Source organism: Aeromonas diversa CDC 2478-85, assembly GCF_000819805.1.
GTDB lineage: Bacteria > Pseudomonadota > Gammaproteobacteria > Enterobacterales > Aeromonadaceae > Aeromonas > Aeromonas diversa.
This window is the reverse complement of the sequence record NZ_CDCE01000034.1, coordinates 51,110-75,439: the sequence shown is the minus strand read 5'-3', so window position 1 is coordinate 75,439 and position 24,330 is coordinate 51,110. Positions and strand designations below refer to the sequence as shown.

24 protein-coding genes and 5 tRNA genes are annotated in these 24,330 nt (G+C 63.7%); 25 read left to right on the top strand and 4 right to left on the bottom strand.

Annotated elements, in window-relative coordinates; all coding sequences use genetic code 11:
- Positions 1-10: 10 nt before the first annotated feature.
- The 3 genes from purT to BN1121_RS14640 all read left to right on the top strand — a co-directional run bounded on the left by purT (position 11) and on the right by BN1121_RS14640 (position 2,247).
- Positions 11-1,189, top strand: coding sequence for a formate-dependent phosphoribosylglycinamide formyltransferase (gene purT, locus BN1121_RS14650; RefSeq protein ID WP_005358128.1), 1,179 nt, complete (start codon positions 11-13; stop codon positions 1,187-1,189).
- Between the two features lie 124 nt (positions 1,190-1,313).
- Positions 1,314-1,958 carry a hexitol phosphatase HxpB gene (gene hxpB, locus BN1121_RS14645; protein WP_005358126.1) on the top strand — a complete coding sequence of 215 codons (645 nt, stop codon included), beginning with the start codon at positions 1,314-1,316 and terminating at the stop codon, positions 1,956-1,958.
- 85 nt (positions 1,959-2,043) lie between these two features.
- Positions 2,044-2,247: a CPXCG motif-containing cysteine-rich protein gene (locus BN1121_RS14640; protein WP_043157967.1), complete on the top strand. Its 204-nt coding sequence runs from the start codon at positions 2,044-2,046 to the stop codon at positions 2,245-2,247.
- Positions 2,248-2,299: 52 nt separating this feature from the next.
- Here BN1121_RS14640 and BN1121_RS14635 read toward each other — a convergent pair whose 3' ends face one another.
- Positions 2,300-2,587: a YciI family protein gene (locus BN1121_RS14635; RefSeq protein ID WP_005358120.1), complete on the bottom strand. Its 288-nt coding sequence runs from the start codon at positions 2,585-2,587 to the stop codon at positions 2,300-2,302.
- An 18-nt stretch (positions 2,588-2,605) separates the two neighbouring features.
- The gene (locus tag BN1121_RS14630; RefSeq protein ID WP_005358117.1) at positions 2,606-3,217 is read right to left on the bottom strand and encodes a riboflavin synthase; all 612 of its coding nucleotides are present in this window, start codon (positions 3,215-3,217) and stop codon (positions 2,606-2,608) included.
- A gap of 107 nt (positions 3,218-3,324) precedes the next feature.
- Here BN1121_RS14630 and BN1121_RS14625 point away from each other — a divergent pair, with 107 nt between their 5' ends.
- From BN1121_RS14625 to BN1121_RS14570, 12 genes are all read left to right on the top strand, one after another.
- Positions 3,325-3,531 carry a YaeP family protein gene (locus tag BN1121_RS14625; protein WP_005358114.1) on the top strand — a complete coding sequence of 69 codons (207 nt, stop codon included), beginning with the start codon at positions 3,325-3,327 and terminating at the stop codon, positions 3,529-3,531.
- A gap of 111 nt (positions 3,532-3,642) precedes the next feature.
- A complete protein-coding gene (locus BN1121_RS14620; protein WP_005358112.1) occupies positions 3,643-4,992 on the top strand; it encodes an MATE family efflux transporter in 1,350 nt (449 codons plus the stop codon).
- Positions 4,970-5,980, top strand: coding sequence for a DUF3080 family protein (locus BN1121_RS14615; protein ID WP_052450257.1), 1,011 nt, complete (start codon positions 4,970-4,972; stop codon positions 5,978-5,980). Before BN1121_RS14620 ends, BN1121_RS14615 begins: the two co-directional genes overlap by 23 nt.
- Positions 5,981-6,088: 108 nt before the next feature.
- Positions 6,089-6,165: transfer RNA gene (locus tag BN1121_RS14610), tRNA-Val, on the top strand.
- A 14-nt stretch (positions 6,166-6,179) separates the two neighbouring features.
- A tRNA-Val gene (locus tag BN1121_RS14605) sits at positions 6,180-6,256 on the top strand.
- 9 nt (positions 6,257-6,265) lie between these two features.
- Positions 6,266-6,342, top strand: a tRNA-Val gene (locus BN1121_RS14600).
- A gap of 6 nt (positions 6,343-6,348) precedes the next feature.
- Positions 6,349-6,425, top strand: a tRNA-Val gene (locus tag BN1121_RS14595).
- Between the two features lie 6 nt (positions 6,426-6,431).
- Positions 6,432-6,508: transfer RNA gene (locus BN1121_RS14590), tRNA-Val, on the top strand.
- Positions 6,509-6,615: 107 nt separating this feature from the next.
- Complete coding sequence (gene umuD, locus BN1121_RS14585; protein WP_005352084.1) at positions 6,616-7,041, top strand: translesion error-prone DNA polymerase V autoproteolytic subunit; 426 nt, start codon at positions 6,616-6,618, stop codon at positions 7,039-7,041.
- Complete coding sequence (locus tag BN1121_RS14580) at positions 7,038-8,300, top strand: Y-family DNA polymerase (protein WP_005352081.1); 1,263 nt, start codon at positions 7,038-7,040, stop codon at positions 8,298-8,300. Before umuD ends, BN1121_RS14580 begins: the two co-directional genes overlap by 4 nt.
- A gap of 351 nt (positions 8,301-8,651) precedes the next feature.
- Entirely contained in the window at positions 8,652-10,076 is a 1,425-nt protein-coding gene (gene sbcB / locus BN1121_RS14575) for an exodeoxyribonuclease I (protein ID WP_005352078.1), read from the top strand.
- Positions 10,077-10,179: 103 nt separating this feature from the next.
- Entirely contained in the window at positions 10,180-10,680 is a 501-nt protein-coding gene (locus BN1121_RS14570) for a hypothetical protein (protein WP_005352075.1), read from the top strand.
- A gap of 78 nt (positions 10,681-10,758) precedes the next feature.
- On the opposite strand, the gene BN1121_RS14565 is transcribed toward BN1121_RS14570, so the two are convergent.
- Entirely contained in the window at positions 10,759-12,459 is a 1,701-nt protein-coding gene (locus BN1121_RS14565) for a glycoside hydrolase family 36 protein (protein WP_005352070.1), read from the bottom strand.
- 134 nt (positions 12,460-12,593) lie between these two features.
- Here BN1121_RS14565 and BN1121_RS14560 point away from each other — a divergent pair, with 134 nt between their 5' ends.
- From BN1121_RS14560 to BN1121_RS14545, 4 genes are all read left to right on the top strand, one after another.
- Positions 12,594-12,935, top strand: a complete 342-nt coding sequence (locus BN1121_RS14560; RefSeq protein WP_043157434.1) for a CidA/LrgA family protein — start codon at positions 12,594-12,596, stop codon at positions 12,933-12,935.
- Complete coding sequence (locus BN1121_RS14555) at positions 12,932-13,621, top strand: LrgB family protein (protein ID WP_005352064.1); 690 nt, start codon at positions 12,932-12,934, stop codon at positions 13,619-13,621. Before BN1121_RS14560 ends, BN1121_RS14555 begins: the two co-directional genes overlap by 4 nt.
- A gap of 150 nt (positions 13,622-13,771) precedes the next feature.
- Positions 13,772-14,653 (top strand): cytidine deaminase, encoded by an 882-nt coding sequence (cdd, locus tag BN1121_RS14550; protein WP_005352061.1) that lies wholly within the window; start codon positions 13,772-13,774, stop codon positions 14,651-14,653.
- 100 nt (positions 14,654-14,753) lie between these two features.
- Complete coding sequence (locus tag BN1121_RS14545; RefSeq protein ID WP_005352058.1) at positions 14,754-15,794, top strand: PA0069 family radical SAM protein; 1,041 nt, start codon at positions 14,754-14,756, stop codon at positions 15,792-15,794.
- A 247-nt stretch (positions 15,795-16,041) separates the two neighbouring features.
- Here BN1121_RS14545 and gyrA read toward each other — a convergent pair whose 3' ends face one another.
- Complete coding sequence (gyrA, locus tag BN1121_RS14540) at positions 16,042-18,765, bottom strand: DNA topoisomerase (ATP-hydrolyzing) subunit A (RefSeq protein WP_005352055.1); 2,724 nt, start codon at positions 18,763-18,765, stop codon at positions 16,042-16,044.
- A 161-nt stretch (positions 18,766-18,926) separates the two neighbouring features.
- On the opposite strand from gyrA, the gene ubiG reads away from it, so the two are divergent.
- The 6 genes from ubiG to rbsB all read left to right on the top strand — a co-directional run bounded on the left by ubiG (position 18,927) and on the right by rbsB (position 24,319).
- A complete protein-coding gene (gene ubiG / locus BN1121_RS14535; protein WP_005352052.1) occupies positions 18,927-19,658 on the top strand; it encodes a bifunctional 2-polyprenyl-6-hydroxyphenol methylase/3-demethylubiquinol 3-O-methyltransferase UbiG in 732 nt (243 codons plus the stop codon).
- Positions 19,655-20,323, top strand: coding sequence for an HAD family hydrolase (locus BN1121_RS14530; RefSeq protein ID WP_005352048.1), 669 nt, complete (start codon positions 19,655-19,657; stop codon positions 20,321-20,323). The genes ubiG and BN1121_RS14530 overlap by 4 nt, the downstream gene beginning before the upstream one ends.
- A gap of 189 nt (positions 20,324-20,512) precedes the next feature.
- Positions 20,513-20,932, top strand: coding sequence for a D-ribose pyranase (gene rbsD, locus BN1121_RS14525; protein ID WP_005352045.1), 420 nt, complete (start codon positions 20,513-20,515; stop codon positions 20,930-20,932).
- An 11-nt stretch (positions 20,933-20,943) separates the two neighbouring features.
- Complete coding sequence (gene rbsA / locus BN1121_RS14520; protein ID WP_005352042.1) at positions 20,944-22,458, top strand: ribose ABC transporter ATP-binding protein RbsA; 1,515 nt, start codon at positions 20,944-20,946, stop codon at positions 22,456-22,458.
- Positions 22,455-23,420 (top strand): ribose ABC transporter permease, encoded by a 966-nt coding sequence (gene rbsC / locus BN1121_RS14515; protein WP_005352039.1) that lies wholly within the window; start codon positions 22,455-22,457, stop codon positions 23,418-23,420. Before rbsA ends, rbsC begins: the two co-directional genes overlap by 4 nt.
- A gap of 23 nt (positions 23,421-23,443) precedes the next feature.
- Positions 23,444-24,319, top strand: a complete 876-nt coding sequence (gene rbsB / locus BN1121_RS14510; RefSeq protein WP_005352023.1) for a ribose ABC transporter substrate-binding protein RbsB — start codon at positions 23,444-23,446, stop codon at positions 24,317-24,319.
- The last annotated feature ends 11 nt before the right edge of the window (positions 24,320-24,330 follow it).

The following is a 24,330-nucleotide window of genomic DNA, read 5'->3' as shown; positions in this document are numbered from 1 at the left end:
GAGTGAGATCATGTTGGGAACCGCAACCCGCCCCTCTGCTACCCGCGCCCTGCTGCTGGGTTCAGGTGAACTCGGCAAGGAGGTGGCCATCGAGCTGCAGCGGCTCGGGGTCGAGGTGATGGCCGCCGATCGCTACGCCGATGCCCCCGCCATGCAGGTGGCCCACCACAGCGCCGTCATCGACATGCTCGATGGTCATGCCCTGCGTGAGCTGGTGGAGACGTTCCGCCCTCACGTCATCATCCCCGAGATAGAGGCCATCGCCACCGACACCCTGCTCGACCTGGAGGCCCAGGGGCACAGGGTGGTGCCAACCGCTCGGGCCACCCGCCTCACCATGAACCGGGAGGGGATCCGCCGTCTGGCCGCCGAGGAGCTCTCACTGCCCACCTCACCCTACCGCTTCGCCGATGACGAGTCCGGCTTTCGCGCCGCCGTGGCCGAGGTTGGCATGCCTTGCGTGGTCAAACCCGTGATGAGCTCGTCGGGCAAGGGGCAGAGCGTGGTGCGAAACGACGCCGATCTCGCCCACGCCTGGCGCTATGCCCAGGAAGGGGGGCGCGCCGGGCGCGGCAAGGTGATCGTCGAGGGCTTCGTGGACTTTGACTACGAAATAACGCTGCTCACCGTCAGTGCCGTGGACGGTATCCACTTCTGCTCTCCCATCGGCCACCGTCAGGAGGAGGGCGACTATCGCGAGTCCTGGCAGCCCCAGGCCATGAGCGAGCTGGCCCTGGCACGCTCGCGCGAGGTGGCGGGTCAGGTGGTCCAGGCCCTCGGCGGCCACGGACTGTTTGGGGTCGAACTCTTCGTCAAAGGGGATCAGGTGTGGTTTAGCGAGGTCTCTCCGCGCCCCCACGACACCGGCATGGTGACCCTGATCTCTCAGGATCTTTCGGAGTTTGCCCTGCACGTGCGCGCCATCCTGGGGCTCCCCATCGGTCGCATCACCCAGTACGGCCCGAGCGCCTCGGCCGTGGTGCTGCGCGATGGCCACAGCCAGGATATCCGCTTCAGTGGTCTCGCCGAGGCACTTGCCCTGGTGCCCGGCGCCCAGTTGCGCCTGTTTGGCAAGCCCGAGATCCAGGGACGCCGTCGCCTCGGGGTCGCCCTGGCCCGGGGCAGTGACACCCTGGATGCAGTCACCCAGGCCAAACGGGTGGCCGACGGCATCACTATGCACCCTTGATGCCTGACAGGCGTGGACGAGGGCGCTATTATGCGCCCTTCTCTTTTTTGGATCGCCGCCTCAACTGGGGGCGTCTTACCCATCATCCTGTGCGTCACAGCGGGACGCCGCGTTAGGAGCCATCATGATCAAGGCAGTGATTTTCGATATGGACGGGGTCTTGCTCGACTCGGAGCCCTTCTGGCAACAGGCCCAGAGCCAGGTATTCGGCGAGCTGGGGCGCCCGATGAGCCAGGCCGACTGTGAAGCCACCATGGGCCTTCGCATCGATCAGGTGGTGGCCCTGCGCTATCCGGATCTTATCAATCCGCCGAGCCAGCCTGAGGTGGTGGCGCGCATCGTGGCCGAGGTCAATCGCCTCATCCGTCTCGAAGGCACCCCCAAGGAGGGGCTCGATCACGCCCTGGGGCTCATTCGCGATCAGGGGCTGCGAGTCGGCCTTGCTACCAGCTCGCCCATGACCATGGTGCATAACGTGCTGGAGATCCTCGGCATCGCCCATCACTTCGAGGCCCTCCACTCGGCCGAAGTGGAGCGCTTTGGCAAGCCCCACCCGGATGTCTACATCCACGCCGCCGAGAAGCTCGGGCTGGCGCCCGAGGCGTGCCTGGCGGTGGAAGACAGCTTTAACGGCCTGCTGGCCGCCAAGGCGGCACGCATGAAGGCGCTCATCGTGCCCGATCCCGCCCTGGTGGGGGATCCGCGTCTGGCCATCGCCGATCTGGAGCTCCCTTCCCTGGCCCGCCTCGAGGCCGCACATCTGCGCTAGAACGTGCACTCTCTCGCGGTTTTTCCTGACATGGACGGGCTAGACTCAAGGTATACGAGGAGCCCCAATGGGCCGGGAGGAGAGCATGATCACCTACACCAGCAAGCGCATCGTCTGCCCCCACTGCGGCCACCACACTGTGGTGGAGCTCGATGCCAGTCAGGGGGATCAGGATTACTACGAAGATTGCATGGCCTGCTGCAACCCCATCCACCTGCGTCTGCACAAGGATGAGGAGCGCGATCGCCTGCAGCTCTTCGTCGACGCCGACGACGAGCAGATCTTCTGATCCAGGAGCGGGGCCATCAGGCCCCGCTCTCTTTGCTGTCGATGGGACGGCATCAGCCGCGCAGACCCTCCAGCTGCGGCGCCGTCATGCTCGGTACGAACTCGGTCACCTCATACTCGGCGGCAGCGGCCTGCCGAAAGGGATCGCCCGCCAGCACCCGATCGAGCGCCTCACGAGTCATACCATCGGCCAGGATCACGCCGCCGTTGCGCGGTACCCGCCGACCGGAGGCGAGAAAATGCCCCGCCGCATAATGTGCCTTGAGCCACTCCACATGAGCCGGGATCAGCTCATCGATCACCGCGATCGGTTTTACGTACGTTAAGGTCACCACAAACACGGGGTCACTCCTTCTGGGTTATTGCCGCGCCGCCAGCACCCGCTCCACCGTATCGACGATGGCCTGGGTCTGGGGATCGATCTCGATATTGGCCTGCCAGCCTGGCGTGACCCACCCCAGGTTGGTGCGGGCCAGGGTCTCGGGGATCAGGTTGACGCAGAAGCCTTGATCACGCACCTCGCCGATGGTGAGGCTGATCCCATCGATGCCGATATAGCCCTTGGTCAACACGTAACGCATCAGCTCAGGGGCAAGCTCAAACCACACCTGGCGGTTGTTGGGGCTGTCCTGCACCTCGCTCACCCGCGCCGTGGCCATGATATGCCCCGACATGGCATGGCCGCCAATCTCGTCACCGAAGCGGGCCGCCCGCTCCACATTGACGCGATCGCCAACCCCCAGCAGCCCCAGGTTGGTCAGGCGCAGGGTCTCGCGCATCAGATCGAAGCTCACCGCCTCTCCCTCGATACGAGTGACCGTCAGACAGCAGCCGTTGTGGGCCACCGAGGCGCCGATCTGCAGCCCCTCTCCCCACTGCGCTGTTGGCATGCGAATGACGTGGGTGCGAAATGCCTCTTTCTCCTCGATGGCCAGGATCTCGGCCACCCCCTGAACGATGCCTGTGAACATAGGGCTCTCCTCGTTTGCAATGGCGCAAGGGTACCCCCGCCGGCAAGGGGTGGGCAAGGGCGATACAACCCGCTATAGTCCCGTCGCTGTTATGAAAGGAGAGCACCATGAAGGTCTTTGAATGCTGTGAAGCCGTGCGCGCCGCCTATAGCCAGATAGGCTCCGGCGAGCAGGGTTATGTCCCCCGGGCGATCGCCGCCGCCGTGCGCGCCCTCGATGCGGTGGCCAGTGACGAGCGGGTTCCCGCCGAGCTGCGTCAGCAGGCCGCCTTTGCCGCCGCCAACCTGCTCATCAGCGATCACGAGGACGCGTAACGTTTTCTTTCGGCGCCACAGCCGTTACACTCCCCTCTCGGGCCGGCTCGCCGGCCCCCCTTCCCCGTCCTTTCTCTAGGCTCTTTATCGATTGACCCGTCGGAGGTGTCAGTGCAGTCCTATTGGTCTGAGGCTCGTAATCTGGTGCGCCTCGCCACCCCCATCCTCATCGCCCAAGTGGCCCAGACCACCATGAGTTTCGTCGACACCGTGATGGCCGGTCAGGTCAGTGCGCTGGATCTGGCCGCCGTGTCGGTGGCCGCCAGCTTCTGGTTGCCCATCATACTGCTGGTGCAGGGGGTGATCATGGCCCTCACCCCCATCGTCGCCCAACTCAGTGGCGCCCGTAAGCACGACGAGGTGCGCCCCGCCGTCCATCAGGGATTCTGGCTCACCCTGATGGTGATCCCCCTTGGCATGCTGGCCCTCTACTTCAGCCCACTCGCCCTGAAGGTGATGGAGGTCGAGCCCGCCCTCGCGGCCAAGACCACCGGCTATTTGCACGCCATCCTGTGGGGCCTGCCCGCCTTCGCTCTCTTTCAGGTGCTGCGCAACTTCAGCGAGGGACTCTCTCACACCATCCCCACCATGGTGATCGGCTTCGTGGGGCTAGCGGTCAACGTGCCAGCCAACTGGATCTTCATCTACGGCAAGTTCGGCATGCCGGCCCTGGGCGGCGTCGGCTGCGGCGTGGCCACCGCCATCGTGCTCTGGGCCATGCTGTTTGCCATGATGGGCTATCTGCATTTTTCCAAGCTGTTCAAAGGGTTTGCCCTCTTTGGCTCACTCTCGCGCCCCAATGGCAGCCGGATCTGGCGCCTGTTTCGCCTGGGCTTTCCCATCGCCATGGCGATTTTTTGCGAGGTCACCCTCTTTACCGTCGTCGCCCTGCTGCTGGCCCCGCTCGGTGCCGAAACAGTGGCAAGTCACCAGGTGGCCCTCAATTTCTCGAGCCTGGTCTTCATGCTGCCGCTCTCCATCGGCATCGCCGTTACCATCCGGGTCGGCCATAACATAGGCGATGGTGATGGCATGCAGGCCCGCCGCTCGGCCCGTACCGGCCTGATGCTGGGGCTCAGTGCCGCCGCCTGCACCGCCCTGTTTACCGTGCTGCTGCGCCACCAGATAGCCGGGATCTACACCGATGACAATCAGGTGATCACCCTGGCCGCAGCACTGCTGTTGCTGGCGGCCGTCTACCAGCTCTCCGATTCGGTGCAGGTGATTGCGGCGGCGGCCCTGCGCGGCTACAAGGATACCAAGGCGATCTTCTACCTCACCCTGATCGCCTACTGGGGTCTGGGGCTGCCCACCGGGGTGGTGCTCGGCATGACGGATATGGTGGTGCCGCGCCTCGGGCCACAGGGCTTCTGGATAGGCTTCATCGTTGGTCTGACCGCGGCGGCCCTGATGCTGGGCCTGAGACTCAAGGTGATCTATGGGCGCACTGCGCACGGCTAGCCTGCTACTTCTCTTGCTCATGGCGGGCTGTCAGCCCGCCATGGAGCCCTCTTTCGATACCTATCTGACCCGCCTCGGCGCTATTGTGGATGCCAAGCCCCCTTCGCTCGGCGCCCCTGATCCCATCCCACTGCCCCGCCAGCGGGATCTGATGCTCCCCCTGCCCGAGCTGAAAGTCGAGCTGCTCGATATCCTGACCCTCAGCCGCTGCGGGCTGGGGCAGGAGATCGCCGAACGCAACGGGCCGCTGGGCATGAGTGCCGATCACCTCACCCTGCTCGACTACGAGCTGAACCTGGTACGCCGGCTCGAGGGGTGTGACAGTCAGGATCCGGCTACCCGCCAATGGCTCGCTGAACTGGCCCAGACCAAGCGAGCCATGCTGCCCCTGCGCGCCTGGAATGCCCTGGCCTCGGATCCCGTCTTGCGCCGCCAGCTCTCGCCGCGCCCTCCCCTGAGCGAGCCCGATCCCGCTTCCGATCAGCCCCTCGAAAGCCTGCTGCATCGTTGGCTGCAGCTGCGCCAGAGCGCCGCCGGCACCCTCGACTGGCGTGAGCAAGCCGATCTGCTCGCGCGCTCGGCACAACTGCGCGGCTCGGGGGAGCTTGGGCGTCTGCTCTATCGCATGGAGAGCGCCACCCTCTGGCTCGACACCAGCACCCGCTGGCTGACCCCACTCCTGGAGGCGTTGCCCTGTGGCCCCGACCCGGAGCGGGTAGTGCGTCTGCGCGGCGCCCTGACCCACTACTATGGCAAGGGAGTCCAGCCCGAGCTGAGCCTACTCGAGCGCCGCTTCCTGCGCCTGGCCCCCCTCCTGCAGCAACTGATGGCGCCCCCTGCGCCACTCCCGGCCATCACCCCCTGGCGCCTTCGCTACGGACAGGGGCGCGAGAGCGGCCTCTACCTCGACTTTCGCCGCTCGATTGGCGACCACACCCGCCTGTGGCAACGGCTTCTGGCACGCTGCCAAGTGGGGATACGCCCGTAAAATCAACAAGCTGCACAAGAACTCGGCAAACGATCAAGGAATGCGATGGGATTGGTTGACAGCCTTGGGGGGCATGGGTAGTATGCCGCCTCGTCAGCACGACGACGTGGGTTTATAGCTCAGTTGGTTAGAGCACTACCTTGACATGGTAGGGGTCGTTGGTTCGAGTCCAATTAAACCCACCACGATTTACTATGATGCGCTCTTAGCTCAGTTGGTTAGAGCACCACCTTGACATGGTGGGGGTCGGTGGTTCGAGTCCACTAGAGCGCACCATCACAATTTGCGTCCTTAGCTCAGTTGGTTAGAGCACCACCTTGACATGGTGGGGGTCGGTGGTTCGAGTCCACTAGGACGCACCAGATTGCGGGTTTATAGCTCAGTTGGTTAGAGCACTACCTTGACATGGTAGGGGTCGTTGGTTCGAGTCCAATTAAACCCACCACAATCTGCGCTCTTAGCTCAGTTGGTTAGAGCACCACCTTGACATGGTGGGGGTCGGTGGTTCGAGTCCACTAGAGCGCACCATTATGCCGAAAGGCCCGCATCGCTGCGGGCCTTTTTGCTTTTATGGCCTTGGGCCTGACAGCGCGCCGGATTATACTGTATATAAACACAGTTAACGGCTTGCACCTATGATACGCCCCCTGACCGATCCCCCTTCCCTCCCCCTGCCCTGTTTCGATAGCCGGGTGCCCTGCGGCTTTCCCTCCCCGGCCCAGGATCACGCCATCACCCCCATCGATCTCAACACCCTCTGCGTGCGTCATCCTGCCGCCACCTACTTCGTGCGCGCCTGTGGCGAGAGCATGACGGGGGCCGGCATTCACGACGGGGATCTGCTGGTGGTCGACCGGGCCCTCACGCCCCGTCACGGCGATGTGGTGATCGCCTGCCTCAATGGCGAGTTCACCGTCAAGCGGCTGCAATGCCACCCCAGACCTGCGCTGCTCCCTGCCAATCCGGACTACCCGGCGCTTCTTCTTGAGGCCGATGAGCCTCTCGAGCTGATGGGGGTAGTCACCTTCGCCTTGCACACCCTGGAGCGGGGCACCTCATGAGCGCCTATGCGCTGGTGGACGTGAACAACTTCTACGCCAGCTGTGAGCGGCTGTTTCGTCCCGATCTGAAGGGGCGCCCTCTGGTGGTGCTCTCCAACAACGACGGCTGCGTGGTCTCGCGCAGCCCCGAGGCCAAGGCCCTCGGGATCAAGATGGCGGTGCCTTTCTTTCAGATAAGAAGGGAGTTCGAGGCGCAAGGCGGCGTCTGGTTTAGCTCCAACTATGCCCTCTATGGGGATCTCTCCCAGCGAGTGATGAGCCTGCTCGAAAAGCACTCGCCACGGGTGGAGATCTACTCCATCGACGAGGCCTTCCTCGAACTGGGTGAACGCTGGGCCGGGGATCTGGAAACCTATGGCCGACAGCTGCGTGATCGGATCCAGCAGTGGACCGGCCTCACCGTCGGGGTGGGGATCGCCCCCACCAAGACCCTGGCCAAGCTCGCCAACTATGCCGCCAAACGCTGGCCAGCCACAGGTGGCGTGGTGGATCTGCGCGATCCGGATCGCCGCAGCCGCCTGATGGCCATCACACAGGTGGACGAGGTCTGGGGCATAGGGCGGCGACTCGGTGCCCGCCTGCATGCAGAAGGTGTCGAGACCATAGCCCAGCTGCTGACTCACCGGCCTGCCTACTGGCGCAGCCGCTACGGTGTGGTGCTCGAGCGTACCGTGCAAGAGCTCAGTGGTCGGCCCTGTCTCGAGCTAGAGCCCCCCGAGCCACGCCAGCAAGTGCTCTGCAGCCGCTCCTTCGGCCACCCTGTCGACACCCAAGAGCGCCTCAACCAGGCTCTGGCCACCTTCATCGAGCGCGCCGCCGAGAAGCTGCGCGAGCAGTCGCTTTGCGCCGCCCACCTCACCCTGTTTGTGCGCGCCAATCCGTTTCGTGCGCCCGAGGTGCCGGCTCTGCATCTCTCCTTGCCACTGCTCCCCCCCAGCGATGATACGGGTCATCTGCTGACCCTGGTGCGCCCCCATCTCGGCAGACTGTGGCAGCCGAGCCTCAACTATCAGAAAGGAGGAGTCATCCTCACGGATCTGCGGCCACGCGACCAATGTCAGGGGGATCTCTTCAGCCGCCCTCAGGACCCCAGGCGTCAGGCCCTGATGCAGACGATGGACAAGATCCGCACCCAGGGGCTCGGCCAGCTACACTTCGCCGCTCAGGGGCTCAGAGAGCCCGAGTGGATGATGCGCCAGGAGCACAAGAGCCCCAACTACACCCTCTCACTGGCAGATCTGCCCAGGGTCAGGGCCTAGCCTCCCCTCATGGACTTAGGAGTCCCCAAGCAAAGTGATCACCTGAGCCTGTCACATATGGCAATTGGCCTCATATAGCACTCAATGTAGAGTGCTCCTGCGTAGTTGTGCAGTTCCTCACATACGCTAATCGCCAGTAGTCCCTTCCTTGAAGCGTTTCCATACTCCTTCCCACCGTCTCCATGCGGGGCTTTTTTTTGCCGCCACCGCCCAGTAGCGGAGCGGGATCTTGCCCAATAAACCAGCAGGCACACCTCCCTCCCTTCGCCTCGCCTGCGCTATGGTTTACCATGCAGCCCATGACGGAGCCTGTCTCCACCCACTCGCCGCGCGCCGACGATCCCGGAACCTATGAGCAAAACAACATCAGCCACTGAGCCCACCCTCTATTTTCACGACTACGAGACCTTCGGGATCAGCCCCTCTCGCGATCGCCCGGCCCAGTTTGCCGGGGTCCGTACCGATCTGGACTTCAATATCATCGGCGAGCCGCTGGTCATCTATTGCAAGCCGCCGGCCGACTACCTGCCCGAACCCGAGGCCTGCCTTATCACCGGCATCACGCCGCAAAAGGCGATGAAAGATGGCTTGTGTGAAGCCGACTTTATCCGCCACATCCACGAGGAGTTCGCGGCCCCCGGCACCTGTGTGCTCGGCTACAACAGCATCCGCTTCGATGACGAGGTGACCCGCAACACCCTCTATCGCAACTTCCACGACCCTTACGCCTACGCCTGGCAAAACGGCAACTCCCGCTGGGACATCCTCGACATGGTGCGCGCCTGTTATGCCCTGCGTCCTGAGGGGATCACCTGGTGTTTCGATGATGAAGGCAAGCCGAGCTTCAAGCTCGAGAACCTGACCCGCGCCAACGGCATCGGCCATGAGCAGGCTCACGACGCCCTCTCCGACGTGCTGGCCACCATCGCCATGGCCAGACTCATCAAAGAGGCGCAGCCACGTCTGTTTGACTACCTGTTCGATCTTCGCAGCAAGCACAAGGTGAAGGCGCTCATCGACGTGGTGAGCATGAAACCCCTGGTGCACGTCTCGGGCATGTTCTCCCCCTGGCAGGGGTGCGCCAGCTGGGTATCCCCCGTGGCCTGGCATCCGACCAACCAGAATGCGGTGATCGTGATCGATCTCACCCGCGACCCCCAGGTGTTGCTGGATCTCGATGCCAATGCCCTGCGCGAACGCCTCTATACCCGTAAAGACGCGCTCGGCGAACTGGACACTGTGCCTTTGAAGCTGGTGCACATCAACAAGTGCCCCGTGTTGGCGCCGGCCGCGACCCTGACTCAGGAGCGGGCCGATGAGCTCGGCATCGATCGTGAGCAGTGCAGAAAGAGCCTGGACCTGCTGCGACAACACCCGGAGATCCGCGAAAAGGTGGTGGAGGTATTCAACCAGGAGTGGCAGGGTGAAGAGAGCCGCGATCCGGATCTGATGCTCTACAGTGGCTTCTTCGGGCCGGGCGACAAGGCCACCATGGAGATGATCCGCGCCACTGCCCCCGACTTGCTCGGGGATCGCAGCTTCTCGTTTAGCGATCCCAGGCTGCCCGAGATGCTGTTTCGCTACCGCGCCCGCAACTGGCCCCACACCTTGAGCGAAGAGGAGACGCGCCGCTGGCGCAGTCACTGCGCCGACTATTTCGGTGCCCGTCTGCCCGACTATGCCAGCCGCCTCGACGCCCTGGCGAGCCAATATCAGGACGACGAGGCGCGCTTTAAGGTGCTGCACCAGATCTATCGCTATCTCGAGGATCTCTAAGCTGTGACACGTCTCTCACCCGCCGGCTTGCCCGGCGGGTCATAATCCTTGCATACTCAAGGACTCACGCGGCCGGATGCCGCTCAGACGACTCGGAGCCCAGATGCGCTCACTCCTGTTATCGCCCCTGCTGCTTGGCCTGCTCACCGCGCCGCTGGCCGCGTCGCCCTTGGTCAGCGTTCCCGACTATCTGCAGCAGCTCCCCGCCCAGGCTTACGGTGAGCTTAAACGCAGCTTCGACGACTTTTACCGTGCCACCAATTTCACTCCGGCCATCACCAACAGCTACTTTCGCGACTCCGAGCTCTATGATTTCGTGGGCGTGCCCTTGGCGGTGACACCGCGAAGCGGCTTTCAGCTCGAGTTATTCGCCCAGGCTTACAGCCTCTCAAACCAGAGCTATCTGCACCTGAACCAGGATCAGTCTCTCTACGGCATACTGCGCGCCGACTTGATGGGTCGCCAGAAGGATCAGCTGGCCGCCGGTATTGGTGTCGGCATTCCCCTCACCGCCTCGCTCTCCCTGCGCGCCATCGCCTCGACCCATGAGCTGCCCGGTTATGGCTCCGCCCGCTACGCCATCGGCATGGAGTGGCACTTCTAACCAAGCGCACAGCGCACAAAAAAGAGAGGCCTTTATGGCCTCTCTTGGTTATTGGGGGATGGGGTTATTGGGGATGCACTAGCGGAGCGAGTAGCAAACGACACGCCCGTCCGAGGGCGCGAGAATAAGCCGCTCGCCCAGAGGGCGATGGTCCCAAAAATCCACGGCGCCGGCCGGCAGCATGATCTCTCGCGGCTCGCTCGACCAGTTGAAGAGGCAACGCAGGATCTGCCCCTGCCACATGATCTCGCCCTGTGAAAACCCGAGATCGTCGAAGCGAGCCGGTGAGCTATGGCCCTGGCACAGGACCAACAACTGCCTGAGTGCCGCCGCCTGCCCCTCGTCGAGATCCTGCAGGCGATCCCCTGCCAGCATCATGCCGCCACTGGCCACCATGGCCGCCAGATGAAAGGCGTACTCTTGTGCACTCGCCTGTTGGCCGGGAATGTCACGCAGGCAGACACAGTCCGGATCCAGGGCCCAGAGATGCTCACCCTGCCAGGCGCGGCAGAAGAGTTCACGGGCGATCTGACGGATACGCGTCCCCTTGCGCTCCACATCGTCGCCGACACGCATCCCGTCGACCAACCCAACGCTCGGCCAGATGGGGGCATTGCAGCCGAGCAGGAAGGCATCTTCGCCGGCGCCGCGGCGCACCGCCGCCATGCCACGTCGGTAGGCCTCGATCCGGGTCGCCAGCGGATCATGAAAATGCCCGCCGTGGATGGCGCCCCAGAAATTGGCGTCGAGCTTGAAGTAATCGATCCCCCACTGCGCACGCAGGATACGAAAGAGTGACGCCAGATGGCGCTGAACCTCGGGATGCGTGCCGTCGAGCACATACCAGGGGGTGCAGCGCCAGCCGCCATAGGTCACCAGCTCGGCCGCCAGGGGCCGGCCCTGCTCATCTTTCACAAACCAGTCGGGATGGTCACGAAACAGGGCTGACCCCGGCTCGGCGATAAAGGGCGCCACCCAGAGAGCGGGCTTGCGATGGGCGGCTTGTATCTCCTCGACCAGGGCAGGCACGCCACCGGCGAAGCGCTCGGAGGGGTCTAGCCAGTCCCCCATGAAGGCCTGATAGCCGTCGTCGATCTGCACATATTCAAGGTCGGTGAAACGGGTGCCCATCTGGGCCAGATTTTCACGGATATCCGCCTCGCTCACCTCGGCGTAGTAGTGATACCAGGAGCACCAGCCACTCGGGCGACGACCGGCGCGCCCCCCATGCTCCCGGGCCAAGCGCTGGCCCAGCTCGCTGAGCAGCGCCCCCCTGTCACTCCCTTCGAGGCAGATGAGGGACTCGCTGAGCCAGTACTGGCCGGGCATCAGGGCGCGCCCTTCGGTGCGCATCAGGATCTGTAGCCGCCCGTCCGGATAGAGACGAAACTCGCCGCCAAAACGGTGGCACGAGCCAAACGCCAGCAACAACCAACCCGCCTGTGTCTGAACCAGCAGCAGGTTATGGACGGTATGAAAGCCCTGATCACGGGTGATGCGATAATCGCCCGCATCGGGACAACGCCCCACAGCCTCGGGGGCAGACCAGGTGCCCAGGGTCTGGGCCAGCATCTGAAACCCTTCGCCATAGATGGGCGCTTCGGCCAGGCCAAACTGGCCATCGAAGAGGGACCAATAATCGGGGCAGACCTGGCTCCCCCCCACATTGTCGAGGCGAATCCGGCACTCACGCTCCTGCCACTGATGTGTGACCAGCAGCCCCGGCAACGGTAGCTGGGTCACCGCCGACTGACGAAGAGAAGAGAGAAAATGTCCCACTGAGACTCCTTATTCTTGTTTATTGTTTCATTGGAAATTATTTATCACCCGCCTGCTGTTTGCAGTGGCGGCTTCTGCTAGACTGCGAGCCTGCTCACATTTCATGGGGAACCGACGTGTCCATTCCCACCCTGATGCGCTACCTGCGCGATTTTCTGGTGATCCTGGCAGCCCTGATGCTGGGCAAAGGGATATCCGCGCTCCTGCCCTTTGCCTTCCCGGGCAGCATCATAGGACTGGTTATCCTCTATCTGCTGCTCTCGCTGCAACTGGTTCGGCTGAGCTGGGTCGAGCGTGGCGCCGGACTGCTGCTGCGCCACATGGGGGTGCTGTTTGTGCCGGTGGCGGTCGGTCTGGTGGCCTGGCTCGAGCCACTGCGTAGCGCCCTTCCCCTCATCGTTACCGCCATCCTGAGCGGCATAGTGTTGATCCTGGCCTGCGTTGGCCACCTCTATCAGAGGATGAACAAACAATGATCTGGCTTGCCCTGCCCCTGACTCTGGCCCTCTATTTCACAACCCGGGCACTCTACCGGCGCCTCCCCTGGCCCGTTATCAACCCCGTCTTGATCCCGACCCTGGTCATCGTCGTGCTCATCTTGCTGCTCTCGCTACCGCTCGATCAGTACCAGCGGGGCACCTCGCCCCTCACCGCCCTGCTCGAACCCGCCGTGGTCGCCCTGGCACTGCCACTCTATCAGCAGTCGCGGCAGATCCTGGCCAAGCTTAAACCCATAGTGATCTGCTGCCTGCTCTCGGTCCTGATCTCGGTGGGCACCACCCTGGTGATCGGCCATCTGCTGCACGCCGATCCCGCCATGCTCGCCTCTGTCGCCACCAAGTCCATTACGACGCCGCTGGCCATGAGCGTCAGCCAGTCCCTCGGCGGTATTCCGGCCATCTCGGCCGCCATCGTCGTCATCGTCGGCGTGGTCGGCGCCATCATCGGCTTCCCCCTGCTCAAGATGCTGGGCGTCACCGACCCCGAGGCCCAGGGGCTCGCCATGGGGGCATCGGCCCACGCCGTCGGCACGGCCGCCAGCGCCGAGCAGGGGCTTACCCAAGGAGCCTTCTCTTCGCTGGCCATGGTGGTCTGCGGCATCCTGACGGCCGCCGTCGCCCCCCTGCTCTTTGCCCTCTATTCTGCCCTCTTCGGGGCATGAGTGCAGTGAGACGAGGCCCACACTTTTAAGCTGTCAAACGTTTCGTCCGGCCCTTCAACCCCATCGGGCGCGAGCCTCGTGATCGCGCTCACACTCTTTGCGCTTGTACCTCCCTACAATGCCCTCCCAATTGGCCCATGAGGAAGAGTCATGCATCCCCGTTTTGCCAAGCCTTTCAGTAACCTGTCCACCGAGCTGCAAGATGCGCTCGCGCCCATTCTCAATCAGGATTCCTTTCAGGCTCGCCTGACCCCGGACCAAGTGGCCACGCTCAAGCTCGCCACCGGTATGGAGGATCGCGCCCTGCGTCTGGCCCTGCTGCCGCTGGCGGCGGCCTGCTCGGTGGCCCCCATCTCCAACTTCTATGTAGGGGCGATTGCCAGCGGCCAGAGCGGTGCCTGGTACTTCGGCGCCAATATGGAGTTTGCCGGCCAAGGTTTGTTCCACTCCATCCATGCCGAGCAGTCGGCCATCTCCAACGCCTGGCTCGGCGGCGAAACCGGGATCAGCGAGATCACCGTCAACTACACCCCCTGTGGCCACTGCCGGCAGTTTATGAACGAGCTGACCACCGCCAAGGTGATCAAGGTGACCCTGCCCGATGACCACAGCCCGCTACAGGCCTTCCTGCCACACTCTTTCGGGCCGGCCGACTTGCAGATCACCGACGCCCTGATGAGCCATCAGGAGCACGGTCTCACCCTCACGAGTGAAGATCCCCTGACTCTGGCGGCACTGGCCGCGGCCAACCGCAGCTATGCCCCCTACAGCCGAGGGTTTGCCGGGGTGGCCCTGGAGTTTGCCAACGGCCGCATCATAGAGGGCCGCTACGCAGAGAACGCCGCCTTCAACCCCAGTCTGCCCCCCATGCAGATGGCCTGTACCCACGCCGTGCTGGCAGGGGAAGATCTCGCGACCCTGCGCCGCGCCGTGCTGGTCGAGAGCAAGGATGGGCTCATCAGTCAGGTCGACAGCGCTCGCTCGGCCCTCAAGGCGGTCAGCGGCATCGCCCTCGAGACCATTGCAATCTGATCCCCTCACCATCGCGAACAGAAGCGGGCCCCTGGGCCCGCTTGCTTTTTCAGGGTAACCTACCCAGAATACTGTTTATTTATACAGTCAAGGTAACCCTATGGCCGGACGTGGCGCCAGTGGCAACGTGGATCACCGCTTCACCCAGCAGCACATTGAGGCGGTCGACGACGGTTGGTGGCAAGAGACGGTGAGTCCATCCCCTACGACCCAGATAAGTCAAGTTGGGGCGCGCACCATCATCAGCCGCAACCGATCACCAGACGTCCCCTTTAACGCCTCCATCAATCCCTATCAGGGGTGCGAGCACGGCTGCATCTACTGCTACGCCCGCCCCAGCCACGCCTACCTTGAGCTCTCCCCCGGCTTCGACTTCGAGACGCGGATCTTCGCCAAACGCAACGCCCCCGAGCTGCTGCGCGCCGAGTTTGCCCGCCCTGCCTATCAACCCGAGGTGATCTGCATCGGCGCCAATACCGATCCCTACCAACCCGCCGAGCAGCGGCTGCGGCTCACCCGCGAGTTACTGAACGTCATGCGCGATCACGGCCATCCGGTGACCCTGATCACCAAGAGCGCCATGGTGCTGCGCGATAGGGACATACTGGCCGAGCTCGCCGCTGAAGGGCTGTGCCGCGTCATGGTCTCGGTCACCACCCTCGATGAGACCCTGCGCCAGCGGCTCGAGCCGCGCACCGCCCCGGGCAAGGGGCGCCTTAGGGTGATCGAGCAGCTCACCCGCGCCGGCATTCCGGTCGGGGTGCTGGCAGCCCCCATGATCCCGCGCCTCAACGAGCACGAGCTGGAGCGGATCCTGGAGGGCGCCGCTGCGGCGGGGGCCGACTGCGCCGGCTATATCCTGCTGCGCCTGCCCCGCGAGCTCGCACCCCTGTTCGAGACCTGGCTCGGCGAGCACTATCCGGGGCGGCGTGAGGCGGTGCTCTCGATCCTGCGCCAGAGCCGCGAGGGGGCGCTCAATAGCCCGCAGTTTGGTGAACGAATGCGCGGAGAGGGGGAGTTTGCCAACCTGCTCGCCCAGCGCTTTCGTCTGGCGGTGCGCCGCCTGGGGCTCGATGCCCCGCGCCTGGCCCTGCGGCTCGATGCGTTTCGCCGGCCAGGGGAGCAGCTCACCCTCTTCTAACGCCCCCCACGCAGGCGCTGACCGCGCGACGCCTCATCCCCATAGGGGCTCAGTTCGGGACGGGGCTCATCGCCCCACATCAGGCACCACAGATCCCAGAAAATCCAGCAGCTCATCGCGTCTTCTCCTCATGGCGGTCGCTATCGAGCAGCGTGCCGATCCGCCGTGACAGCCCCATGACGGCATAAAAAAAGAGCGCCATCAGGCGCTCTTTTTCACCGTGCCAGTCTGGCACTCTTTACCGGGCTTACTCGGCACTATCATCGGTCGCCGAGTCGGCTTGCGGGCCATCGGCGGCCGGGCTCACGCCCTCACCGTCCTCGCCCAGCGCAACCAGCTCGTCATCGTCATCGCTCTCGGCGATCCGCTGCAGGCCGACCACGATCTCGTCTTCACCGGTACGGATCAGACGCACGCCGCCGGTGTTACGACCGATGACGCTCACTTCCGCCACCCGGGTACGCACCAGGGTGCCACCGTTGGTGATGAGCATGATCTGATCGGTTTCATCGACCTGGATAGCATCGATCACCTTGCCGTTGCGATCGTCCACCTTGATGGAGATAACGCCCTGAGTGGCACGGCTCTTGGTCGGATACTCGTCCAGCGCGGTGCGCTTGCCGTAGCCATTCTCGGTCGCGGTGAGGATGGCGCCATCGCCACGGGGCACGATGAGGGAGACCACCTTGTCACCGGCGCCCAGCTTGATGCCGCGCACACCGGCCGCGGTACGGCCCATGGGACGCACGCCCTTGAAGCTGCCGCCCTTGCTCTCGCCTTCACCGGCCTCGTCATCAGACTCGGCCTCGTCACCCTCTTCCACCAGGTCATCGGCACGGCCGCTGCCTTCGTGGAAGCGTACAACTTTGCCCGCGTCGGAGAAGAGCATGATCTCGTTGCTGCCGTCGGTGATGTCGACACCGATGAGCTCATCCCCTTCCTTCAGGTTGATGGCCCGGATCCCGGAGGAGAGCGGACGACTGAAATCGGAGAGGCTGGTCTTCTTCACGGTACCGTTGGCGGTGGCAAAGAAGACGTACTTGTCCGCATCGTACTCCTTGACCGGCAGGATGGCGGTGATGCGCTCTTCCTCTTCCAGCGGCAGCAGGTTGATGATGGGACGACCGCGGGCGCCACGGGACGCCTCCGGCAGCTGGTAGACCTTGAGCCAGTACACCTTGCCGCGCGTAGAGAAGCACAGGATGGTGTCGTGGGTGTTGGCCACCAGCAGACGCTCGACGAAGTCCTCTTCCTTGATACGGGTCGCGGACTTGCCCTTGCCGCCACGACGCTGAGCCTCGTAATCGGAGAGGGGCTGGTACTTGACGTAACCCTGGTGAGAGAGGGTCACCACTACGTCTTCCGGGGTGATCAGATCTTCGATGTTGATCTCGGCGCTGGAGGCGCTGATCTCGGTGCGACGCTCGTCACCGTACTGCTCGCGCACGGCCAGCAGCTCGTCACGGATCACCTCCATCAGGCGCTCCGGACTGGCCAGGATGTGCAACAGCTCGGCGATGAGATCGAGCAGAGACTGGTACTCTTCCAGGATCTTCTCGTGCTCGAGGCCAGTCAGCTTGTGCAGACGCAGATCGAGGATCGCCTGGGCCTGCTGCTCGGTCAGGAAGTAATGACCGTCGCGGATACCAAACTCGGGCTCCAGCCACTCGGGACGAGCGGCGTCGTCGCCGGCCTTCTCCAGCATGGAGGCCACGTTGCCGAGCTCCCAGCCCTTGGCCACCAGGCCGGCTTTCGCCTCGGCCGGGGTCGCGCTGTGGCGGATGAGCTCGATGATGGGATCGATGTTGGCCAAGGCAACCGCCAGACCTTCAAGGATATGGGCCCGGTCACGCGCCTTGCGCAGTTCGAACACGGTGCGGCGGGTTACCACTTCGCGGCGATGCAGCAGGAAGGCTTCCAGCATCTCCTTGAGGTTGAGCACCTTGGGCTGGTTGTTGTCCAGCGCCACCATGTTGATACCGAAGGTGGTCTGCATCTGGGTGTGCTTGTAGAGATTGTTCAGCACAATCTCGCCAGACTCGCCACGCTTGATCTCGATCACGACCCGCATGCCGTCCTTGTCGGACTCGTCACGCAGGGCGCTGATCCCTTCGATCTTCTTCTCTTTGACCAGCTCGGCGATCTTCTCGATGAGACGCGCCTTGTTGACCTGATAGGGGAGCTCGTGAACGATGATGGTCTCGCGACTGCTCTTCTCGTCCACCTCCACTTCGGCCTTGGCACGCACATAGATGGAGCCACGACCGGTACGGTAAGCCTGGATGATGCCGGAGCGCCCGTTGATGATGCCACCGGTGGGGAAATCGGGGCCCGGGATGTACTCCATCAGGTCGTCGATGCCGATGCTGCCATCCGCGATCAGGGCCAGACAGCCGTTGATCACCTCGGTGAGGTTGTGAGGCGGAATGTTGGTCGCCATGCCCACCGCGATACCGGAGGAGCCGTTGACCAGCAGGTTCGGCACCTTGGTCGGCAACACGGCCGGGATCTGCTCGGTGCCGTCATAGTTGGGCACCCATTCGACCGTCTCTTTGTCGAGATCGGCCAGCAGCTCGTGGGAGATGCGCGCCATGCGCACTTCGGTGTATCGCATGGCGGCGGCGCTGTCGCCGTCGACCGAGCCGAAGTTGCCCTGGCCGTCGACCAGCATGTAGCGCATGGAGAAGTCCTGCGCCATGCGGACAATGGTGTCATACACGGCACTGTCGCCGTGGGGGTGGTACTTACCGATTACGTCACCGACCACACGGGCCGATTTCTTGTAGGGCTTGTTCCAGTCGTTGCCGAGCTCGTTCATTGCGAAGAGCACACGGCGGTGAACCGGTTTCAAGCCGTCACGCACATCCGGCAGGGCTCGTCCCACGATGACGCTCATGGCGTAATCGAGATAGGAACTCTTGAGCTCTTCCTCAATGTTGACCGGCGTGATCTCTCTGGCCAGATCGCTCATAGAAAGCCTTAATCCCTAATAAGTTGTTCTTTGGCTTAAACAGCGCGTCATGGTAACACAGGGCGCGTAAATCCTTAAGCCAAAAACGGTTCTGGCCTGTCAGAGGGTGTCCGTTATAATGCCGCCAACCAAAAGAACATGCCCATGAGGAAGCTGCGCGCATGAACGCTGAACAGATTGCCACCAATGGTAACGTCGACCCGTCGGAAATCGCCAAGTTTGAGGCCGTGGCCTCCCGCTGGTGGGACATGGAGGGCGAATTCAAGCCCCTGCACCAGATCAATCCGGTGCGCCTGGAGTGGATCGACACCCAGTGCGGCGGCCTGTTTGGCAAGAAGGTGCTCGATATCGGCTGTGGTGGTGGCATCCTGGCCGAAAGCATGGCCCGCCGTGGCGCCGTGGTGACCGGCATCGACATGGGCAAGGAGCCCCTGGCGGTGGCCCGTTTGCACGCCCTGGAGCAGGGCGTCGAGCTCACTTACAAACAGATCACCGCCGAGGCGCACGCCCTGGAGGCCGCCGGCCAGTATGACGTGGTCACCTGCATGGAGATGCTCGAGCACGTGCCCGATCCGGCTTCCGTGCTACGCGCCATCGCCACCCTGGTGCGCCCCGGTGGCCGGGTGGTGATCTCCACCATCAACCGCAACCCCAAGTCTTATCTCATGATGATCGTCGGTGCCGAGTACCTGATGAAGATGGTTCCCAAGGGCACCCACGATCACAAGAAGTTCATCACCCCGGCCGAGCTGTGCCGCATGGCCGAGGCCAGCGAGCTGGTGGTGCGCCAGATGAGCGGCGTGCACTATCGCCCCCTGCTCGGGGACTTTCGTCTCGGCGCCAACGTCGACGTCAACTACATGGTCTCCTTTGACCGCCCGGAGGCGCGATGAGCCCCCTGCATGCCGTCCTCTTCGATCTCGACGGCACCCTGCTCGACACGGCGCCGGATCTGGGCGCCGCCGTCAACCACGTGCTGGTGCAAGAGGGCTTTGCGCCGCTCAGCGAGGCGGTGATCCGACAGACCACCTCCCACGGGGCGCTGGGGCTGCTGCGAGCCGGCCTCGGTGACGAGCTGCTCGAAGAGCTCGGCGCCAGCCGCCTTCGCACCGCCCTGCTCGATTATTACTCCGCGCACCTCTGTCTTGGTACCCGCCCCTTCGACGGCATGATAGAGCTGGTGCATTGGCTCGAGGAGCAGGACATGCCCTGGGGCATAGTGACCAACAAGCCCGGCTTTCTCACCGATCCGCTGCTGGCGCAGCTGCCCGAGCTCAAGGGGTGCGCGGTTGCTGTGAGCGCCGACACCCTGCCGGTGCGAAAACCCGACCCCGCCCCCATGTTCTACGCCTGCGACAAACTGGGCGTGGATCCCGCCCATACCCTCTATGTGGGGGATCATGTGCGCGATATCGAGGCCGGCCGCAATGCCGGCATGGTGACGGCCGTGGCCGGCTGGGGTTATCTCGATGAGCGCGACGATCCCGCCCTGTGGCAGGCAGATCTGCACTTCGACACCGTCCAGGCCCTGCATCATTGGCTGCGTCTGAGCCGATAACCCCGAAGGCGCCCCGTTGGCGCCTTCTCTTTTGACCCCTTTTTCCCTCCTCTCTGAGATCCTTTTCACACTCCTGGAACGCCACACTGGCGTCTGCCCCCCCTTGCTCCTATCCTTCGACGCAACCGGTTACGCAACCGGTTGCGTAACTGAGAGACAAAACAGGGCCCCAGGGCCGAGAGGTGTTGTATGAAACGTGGCAAGTTGCTCAATGCGCCCCTGAGCGCACTCATCGCCCGGGTCGGTCATACCGACGAAATCGTGGTCTGCGATGCAGGGCTCCCCATCCCGGACGGTCCCGAGCGCATCGATCTGGCCCTCACTGCCGGCACCCCCTCCCTGTTGACCACCCTCGACGCCCTCTTGTTCGAACTCACCGTCGAACGCGTGGTGCTGGCCGAGGAGATCAAGAGCGTGAGCCCGACCTGCCACCAGCAACTGCTCGCACGCCTCGAGCGTCACGCCGACGAACAAGGCAAGCCCATCACCATCGATTACGTGAGCCACGAGGCCTTCAAGGCCCGCAGCCGCCGCAGCCGCGCCATCGTGCGCAGCGGCGAAACCACCCCCTACGCCAACCTCATTCTCTGCGCCGGCGTTGCCTTCTGATGGGAGCGAGCATGAACCCGATTTCCATTCCCCTGCTCGAGCTCACCGGGATCGTCAAGACCTTCCCGGGCGTGCGTGCCCTCGACGAGGCGGGCCTGCGCGTCTATCCAGGCCGGGTCATGGCCCTGCTCGGCGAGAACGGAGCCGGCAAGTCGACCCTGATGAAGGTACTGACCGGTATCTATCAGGCCGACAGCGGCACCCTCACCTATCGCGGGGCGCCAGTGGCGTTTCGCGGACCGCGCGAGTCCCAGGATCAGGGGATCAGCATCATCCACCAGGAGCTCAACCTGCTGCCCGAGCTCTCCATTGCCGCCAACATCTTCCTCGGGCGCGAGCCGCGTACCCGTTTTGGCAGCATCGATCACGCGCAGCTGCGCCAGCGCGCCGCCGCCCTGCTGACGCGCCTCGGCGTCAGGCACGGCCCGGATACCCGGCTGGGGGACCTCTCCATCGGTGAGCAACAGATGGTGGAGATCGCCAAGGCCCTCTCCTTTGACGCCAGCGTCATCATCATGGACGAGCCGACCGACGCCCTGACCGACACCGAGACCGAGCAGCTGTTCACCGTCATTCGCGAGCTGCGTGCCCAGGGCTGCGGCATCGTCTACATCTCCCACCGGCTCAAGGAGATCTTCCAGATCTGCGACGACGTCACCGTGCTGCGCGACGGCAAGTGGATTGGCGAGTGCCCGGTGAGCGAACTCGACGAGGATCGCCTGATCGAGATGATGGTGGGTCGCCGCCTCGACGAGCAGTACCCGCGCCTGGCACGCGAGCCGGGTCCGGTCTGCCTGCAGGTCTCGAATTTAAGCGGCCCCGGCGTGCGCGGCGTGAGTTTCACCCTGCACGAGGGGGAGATCCTGGGCTTTAGCGGCCTGATGGGCTCCGGGCGCACCGAGCTGATGAAACTCATCTACGGTGCGGCGCGCCCCAGTGCCGGCAGCATGGCCCTCGGCGGCGAGCCGCTCATCCCGCGCTCCCCGGCCGATGCCCTGGCCGCCGGTATCGCCTACATCTCGGAAGATCGCAAGGGTGACGGCCTGGTGTTGCCCATGTCGGTGCGCGAGAACATGACCCTGTGTGCCCTGGGCGAGTTCGTGCGTGGCATCCACATCGACGGCAACGCCGAACGCCAGGCGGTCAGCGACTACATATGCCTGTTCAACATCAAGACCCCGGGCGCCGAGCAGCCAATCCGCCTGCTCTCGGGGGGTAATCAGCAGAAGGTGGCCATCGCCAAGGGGCTGCTCACCCGCCCACGGGTGCTGATCCTCGACGAGCCGACCCGCGGGGTGGACGTGGGGGCCAAGAAGGAGATCTACCAGCTCATCAACGAGTTCAAGAAAGAAGGGATGAGCGTCATCATCGTCTCCTCCGAAATGCCGGAGGTGCTCGGCATGAGTGACCGCATTCTGGTAATGCACGAAGGGCGCGTCAGCGCCGAGATGAATCGACAAGAGGCCAACCAGGAACGCCTGATGGCCGCCGCAGTAGGAAAACAATGGCAAGAGGTGCCGGCATGACATCCCAAATTGCAGCCCGGACGGGCTTTCTGAGCAAACGCTGGTGGATTGACAACAAATCCCTGGTCGCCCTGTTGGTGCTGATCGCCGTGGTGTCGCTGCTCAACAACCAGTTTTTCACGGTCGACAACCTGCTCAACATCCTGCGCCAGACGTCAGTCAACGCCATCATCGCCGTGGGCATGACACTGGTGATCCTCACCGCCGGCATCGATCTCTCTGTCGGCGCCGTGCTGGCCCTGTGCGGTGCCTTTGCCGCCAGCATGATCGGCATGGAGCTGCCCATCTATGTCGCCGTGCCCGCCGCCCTGCTGGCCGGGGGCGCCCTGGGGGGCCTGAGCGGCGCCATCATAGCCAAGGGCAAGGTGCAGGCCTTCATCGCCACCCTGGTCACCATGACCGCCCTGCGCGGCGTGACCATGGTCTACACCGAGGGGCGCCCCATCTCCACCGGTTTTAGCGACGTGGCCGACCAGTTTGCCTGGCTCGGAACGGGATATCTTCTCGGCATTCCGGTGCCCATCTGGCTGATGGCGCTCACCTTCCTGTTTGCCTGGTACCTGCTCAACCACACCCGCCTGGGGCGCTACATCTACGCCCTGGGGGGCAATGAGTCCGCCACCGCCCTCTCCGGCATCAACGTGGCGCGGGTCAAGCTCGCCGTGTACAGTCTGTGCGGCGTCTTCTCCGCCCTGGCGGGGCTGATCGTCACCTCTCGCCTGTCGTCGGCCCAACCGACCGCCGGCATGGGCTACGAGCTCGACGCCATCGCCGCCGTGGTGCTCGGTGGCACCAGCCTGATGGGGGGCAAGGGCCGCATCATGGGGACCCTCATCGGGGCCCTCATCATCGGCTTCCTCAACAACGCCCTGAACCTGCTCGACGTCTCCTCCTATTACCAGATGATTGCCAAGGCCAGCGTGATCCTGCTCGCCGTGATGATCGATAACAAAAGCAAGTGATGACACACACAAGGAATGAAACGATGAAAAAGCTCAATACCCTGCTCGCCGCCGCCGTTCTGTCTGTCATGGGCACCGCCCACGCTGCCGATCAGACCCTGGCTCTGGTGGTCTCGACCCTGAACAACCCCTTCTTCGTCACCATGAAGGAGGGGGCCGAGGCCAAGGCCAAGGAGCTGGGCTACCAGATGATCGTGCTGGACTCCCAGAATGACCCGGCCAAGGAGCTGGCCAACGTGGAAGATCTCACCGTGCGCAAGGTGAGCGCCATCCTGATCAACCCGACCGACTCCGCCGCCGTCGGCAACGCCATCGTGCTGGCCAACCGCGCCGACATCCCGGTGCTGACCCTCGACCGCGGCGCCGCCCAGGGCAAGGTCAAGGCCCACATCGCCTCCGACAACGTGGCCGGCGGCAAGATGGCCGGAGACTTCATCGCCGAGAAGCTTGGCAAGGGCGCCAAGGTGATCCAGCTCGAAGGGATTGCCGGCACCTCCGCCGCCCGCGACCGTGGCGAAGGCTTCGCCCTGGCGGTCAAGGCCAACGACTTCAAGGTGCTCGCCTCCCAGCCAGCCGACTTTGACCGCACCAAGGGGCTCAACGTCATGGAGAACCTGCTGGCCGCCCAGCCCGAGGTGCAGGCCGTGTTCGCCCAGAACGACGAGATGGCACTGGGCGCCATCCGCGCCGTGCAGGCCGCCGGCAAGGAGGTGATGATCGTCGGCTTCGACGGCACTGACGACGGCAAGGCCGCCGTTGCCAAGGGCAAGCTGGCCGCCACCGTGGCCCAGCAGCCGGCACTGATCGGTGCCATCGGGGTCGACACCGCCGACAAGGTGCTCAAGGGCCAGGAAGTGGAAAGTGCCATTCCGGTACCGCTGCAAGTCGTCACCAAGTAAACTCCGCTGCG

Coding starts and splice junctions, on each gene's coding strand:
- cdd (WP_005352061.1), top strand. CDS start 13,772: ATGCATCCCCGTTTTGCCAAGCCTTTCAGTAACCTGTCCACCGAGCTG.
- BN1121_RS14580 (WP_005352081.1), top strand. CDS start 7,038: ATGAGCGCCTATGCGCTGGTGGACGTGAACAACTTCTACGCCAGCTGT.
- BN1121_RS14640 (WP_043157967.1), top strand. CDS start 2,044: ATGATCACCTACACCAGCAAGCGCATCGTCTGCCCCCACTGCGGCCAC.
- rbsB (WP_005352023.1), top strand. CDS start 23,444: ATGAAAAAGCTCAATACCCTGCTCGCCGCCGCCGTTCTGTCTGTCATG.
- BN1121_RS14545 (WP_005352058.1), top strand. CDS start 14,754: ATGGCCGGACGTGGCGCCAGTGGCAACGTGGATCACCGCTTCACCCAG.
- gyrA (WP_005352055.1), bottom strand. CDS start 18,765: ATGAGCGATCTGGCCAGAGAGATCACGCCGGTCAACATTGAGGAAGAG.
- BN1121_RS14555 (WP_005352064.1), top strand. CDS start 12,932: ATGATCTGGCTTGCCCTGCCCCTGACTCTGGCCCTCTATTTCACAACC.
- ubiG (WP_005352052.1), top strand. CDS start 18,927: ATGAACGCTGAACAGATTGCCACCAATGGTAACGTCGACCCGTCGGAA.
- rbsD (WP_005352045.1), top strand. CDS start 20,513: ATGAAACGTGGCAAGTTGCTCAATGCGCCCCTGAGCGCACTCATCGCC.
- BN1121_RS14560 (WP_043157434.1), top strand. CDS start 12,594: ATGCGCTACCTGCGCGATTTTCTGGTGATCCTGGCAGCCCTGATGCTG.
- rbsC (WP_005352039.1), top strand. CDS start 22,455: ATGACATCCCAAATTGCAGCCCGGACGGGCTTTCTGAGCAAACGCTGG.
- sbcB (WP_005352078.1), top strand. CDS start 8,652: ATGAGCAAAACAACATCAGCCACTGAGCCCACCCTCTATTTTCACGAC.
- BN1121_RS14615 (WP_052450257.1), top strand. CDS start 4,970: ATGGGCGCACTGCGCACGGCTAGCCTGCTACTTCTCTTGCTCATGGCG.
- purT (WP_005358128.1), top strand. CDS start 11: ATGTTGGGAACCGCAACCCGCCCCTCTGCTACCCGCGCCCTGCTGCTG.
- rbsA (WP_005352042.1), top strand. CDS start 20,944: ATGAACCCGATTTCCATTCCCCTGCTCGAGCTCACCGGGATCGTCAAG.
- BN1121_RS14530 (WP_005352048.1), top strand. CDS start 19,655: ATGAGCCCCCTGCATGCCGTCCTCTTCGATCTCGACGGCACCCTGCTC.
- hxpB (WP_005358126.1), top strand. CDS start 1,314: ATGATCAAGGCAGTGATTTTCGATATGGACGGGGTCTTGCTCGACTCG.
- BN1121_RS14570 (WP_005352075.1), top strand. CDS start 10,180: ATGCGCTCACTCCTGTTATCGCCCCTGCTGCTTGGCCTGCTCACCGCG.
- BN1121_RS14625 (WP_005358114.1), top strand. CDS start 3,325: ATGAAGGTCTTTGAATGCTGTGAAGCCGTGCGCGCCGCCTATAGCCAG.
- BN1121_RS14630 (WP_005358117.1), bottom strand. CDS start 3,217: ATGTTCACAGGCATCGTTCAGGGGGTGGCCGAGATCCTGGCCATCGAG.
- umuD (WP_005352084.1), top strand. CDS start 6,616: ATGATACGCCCCCTGACCGATCCCCCTTCCCTCCCCCTGCCCTGTTTC.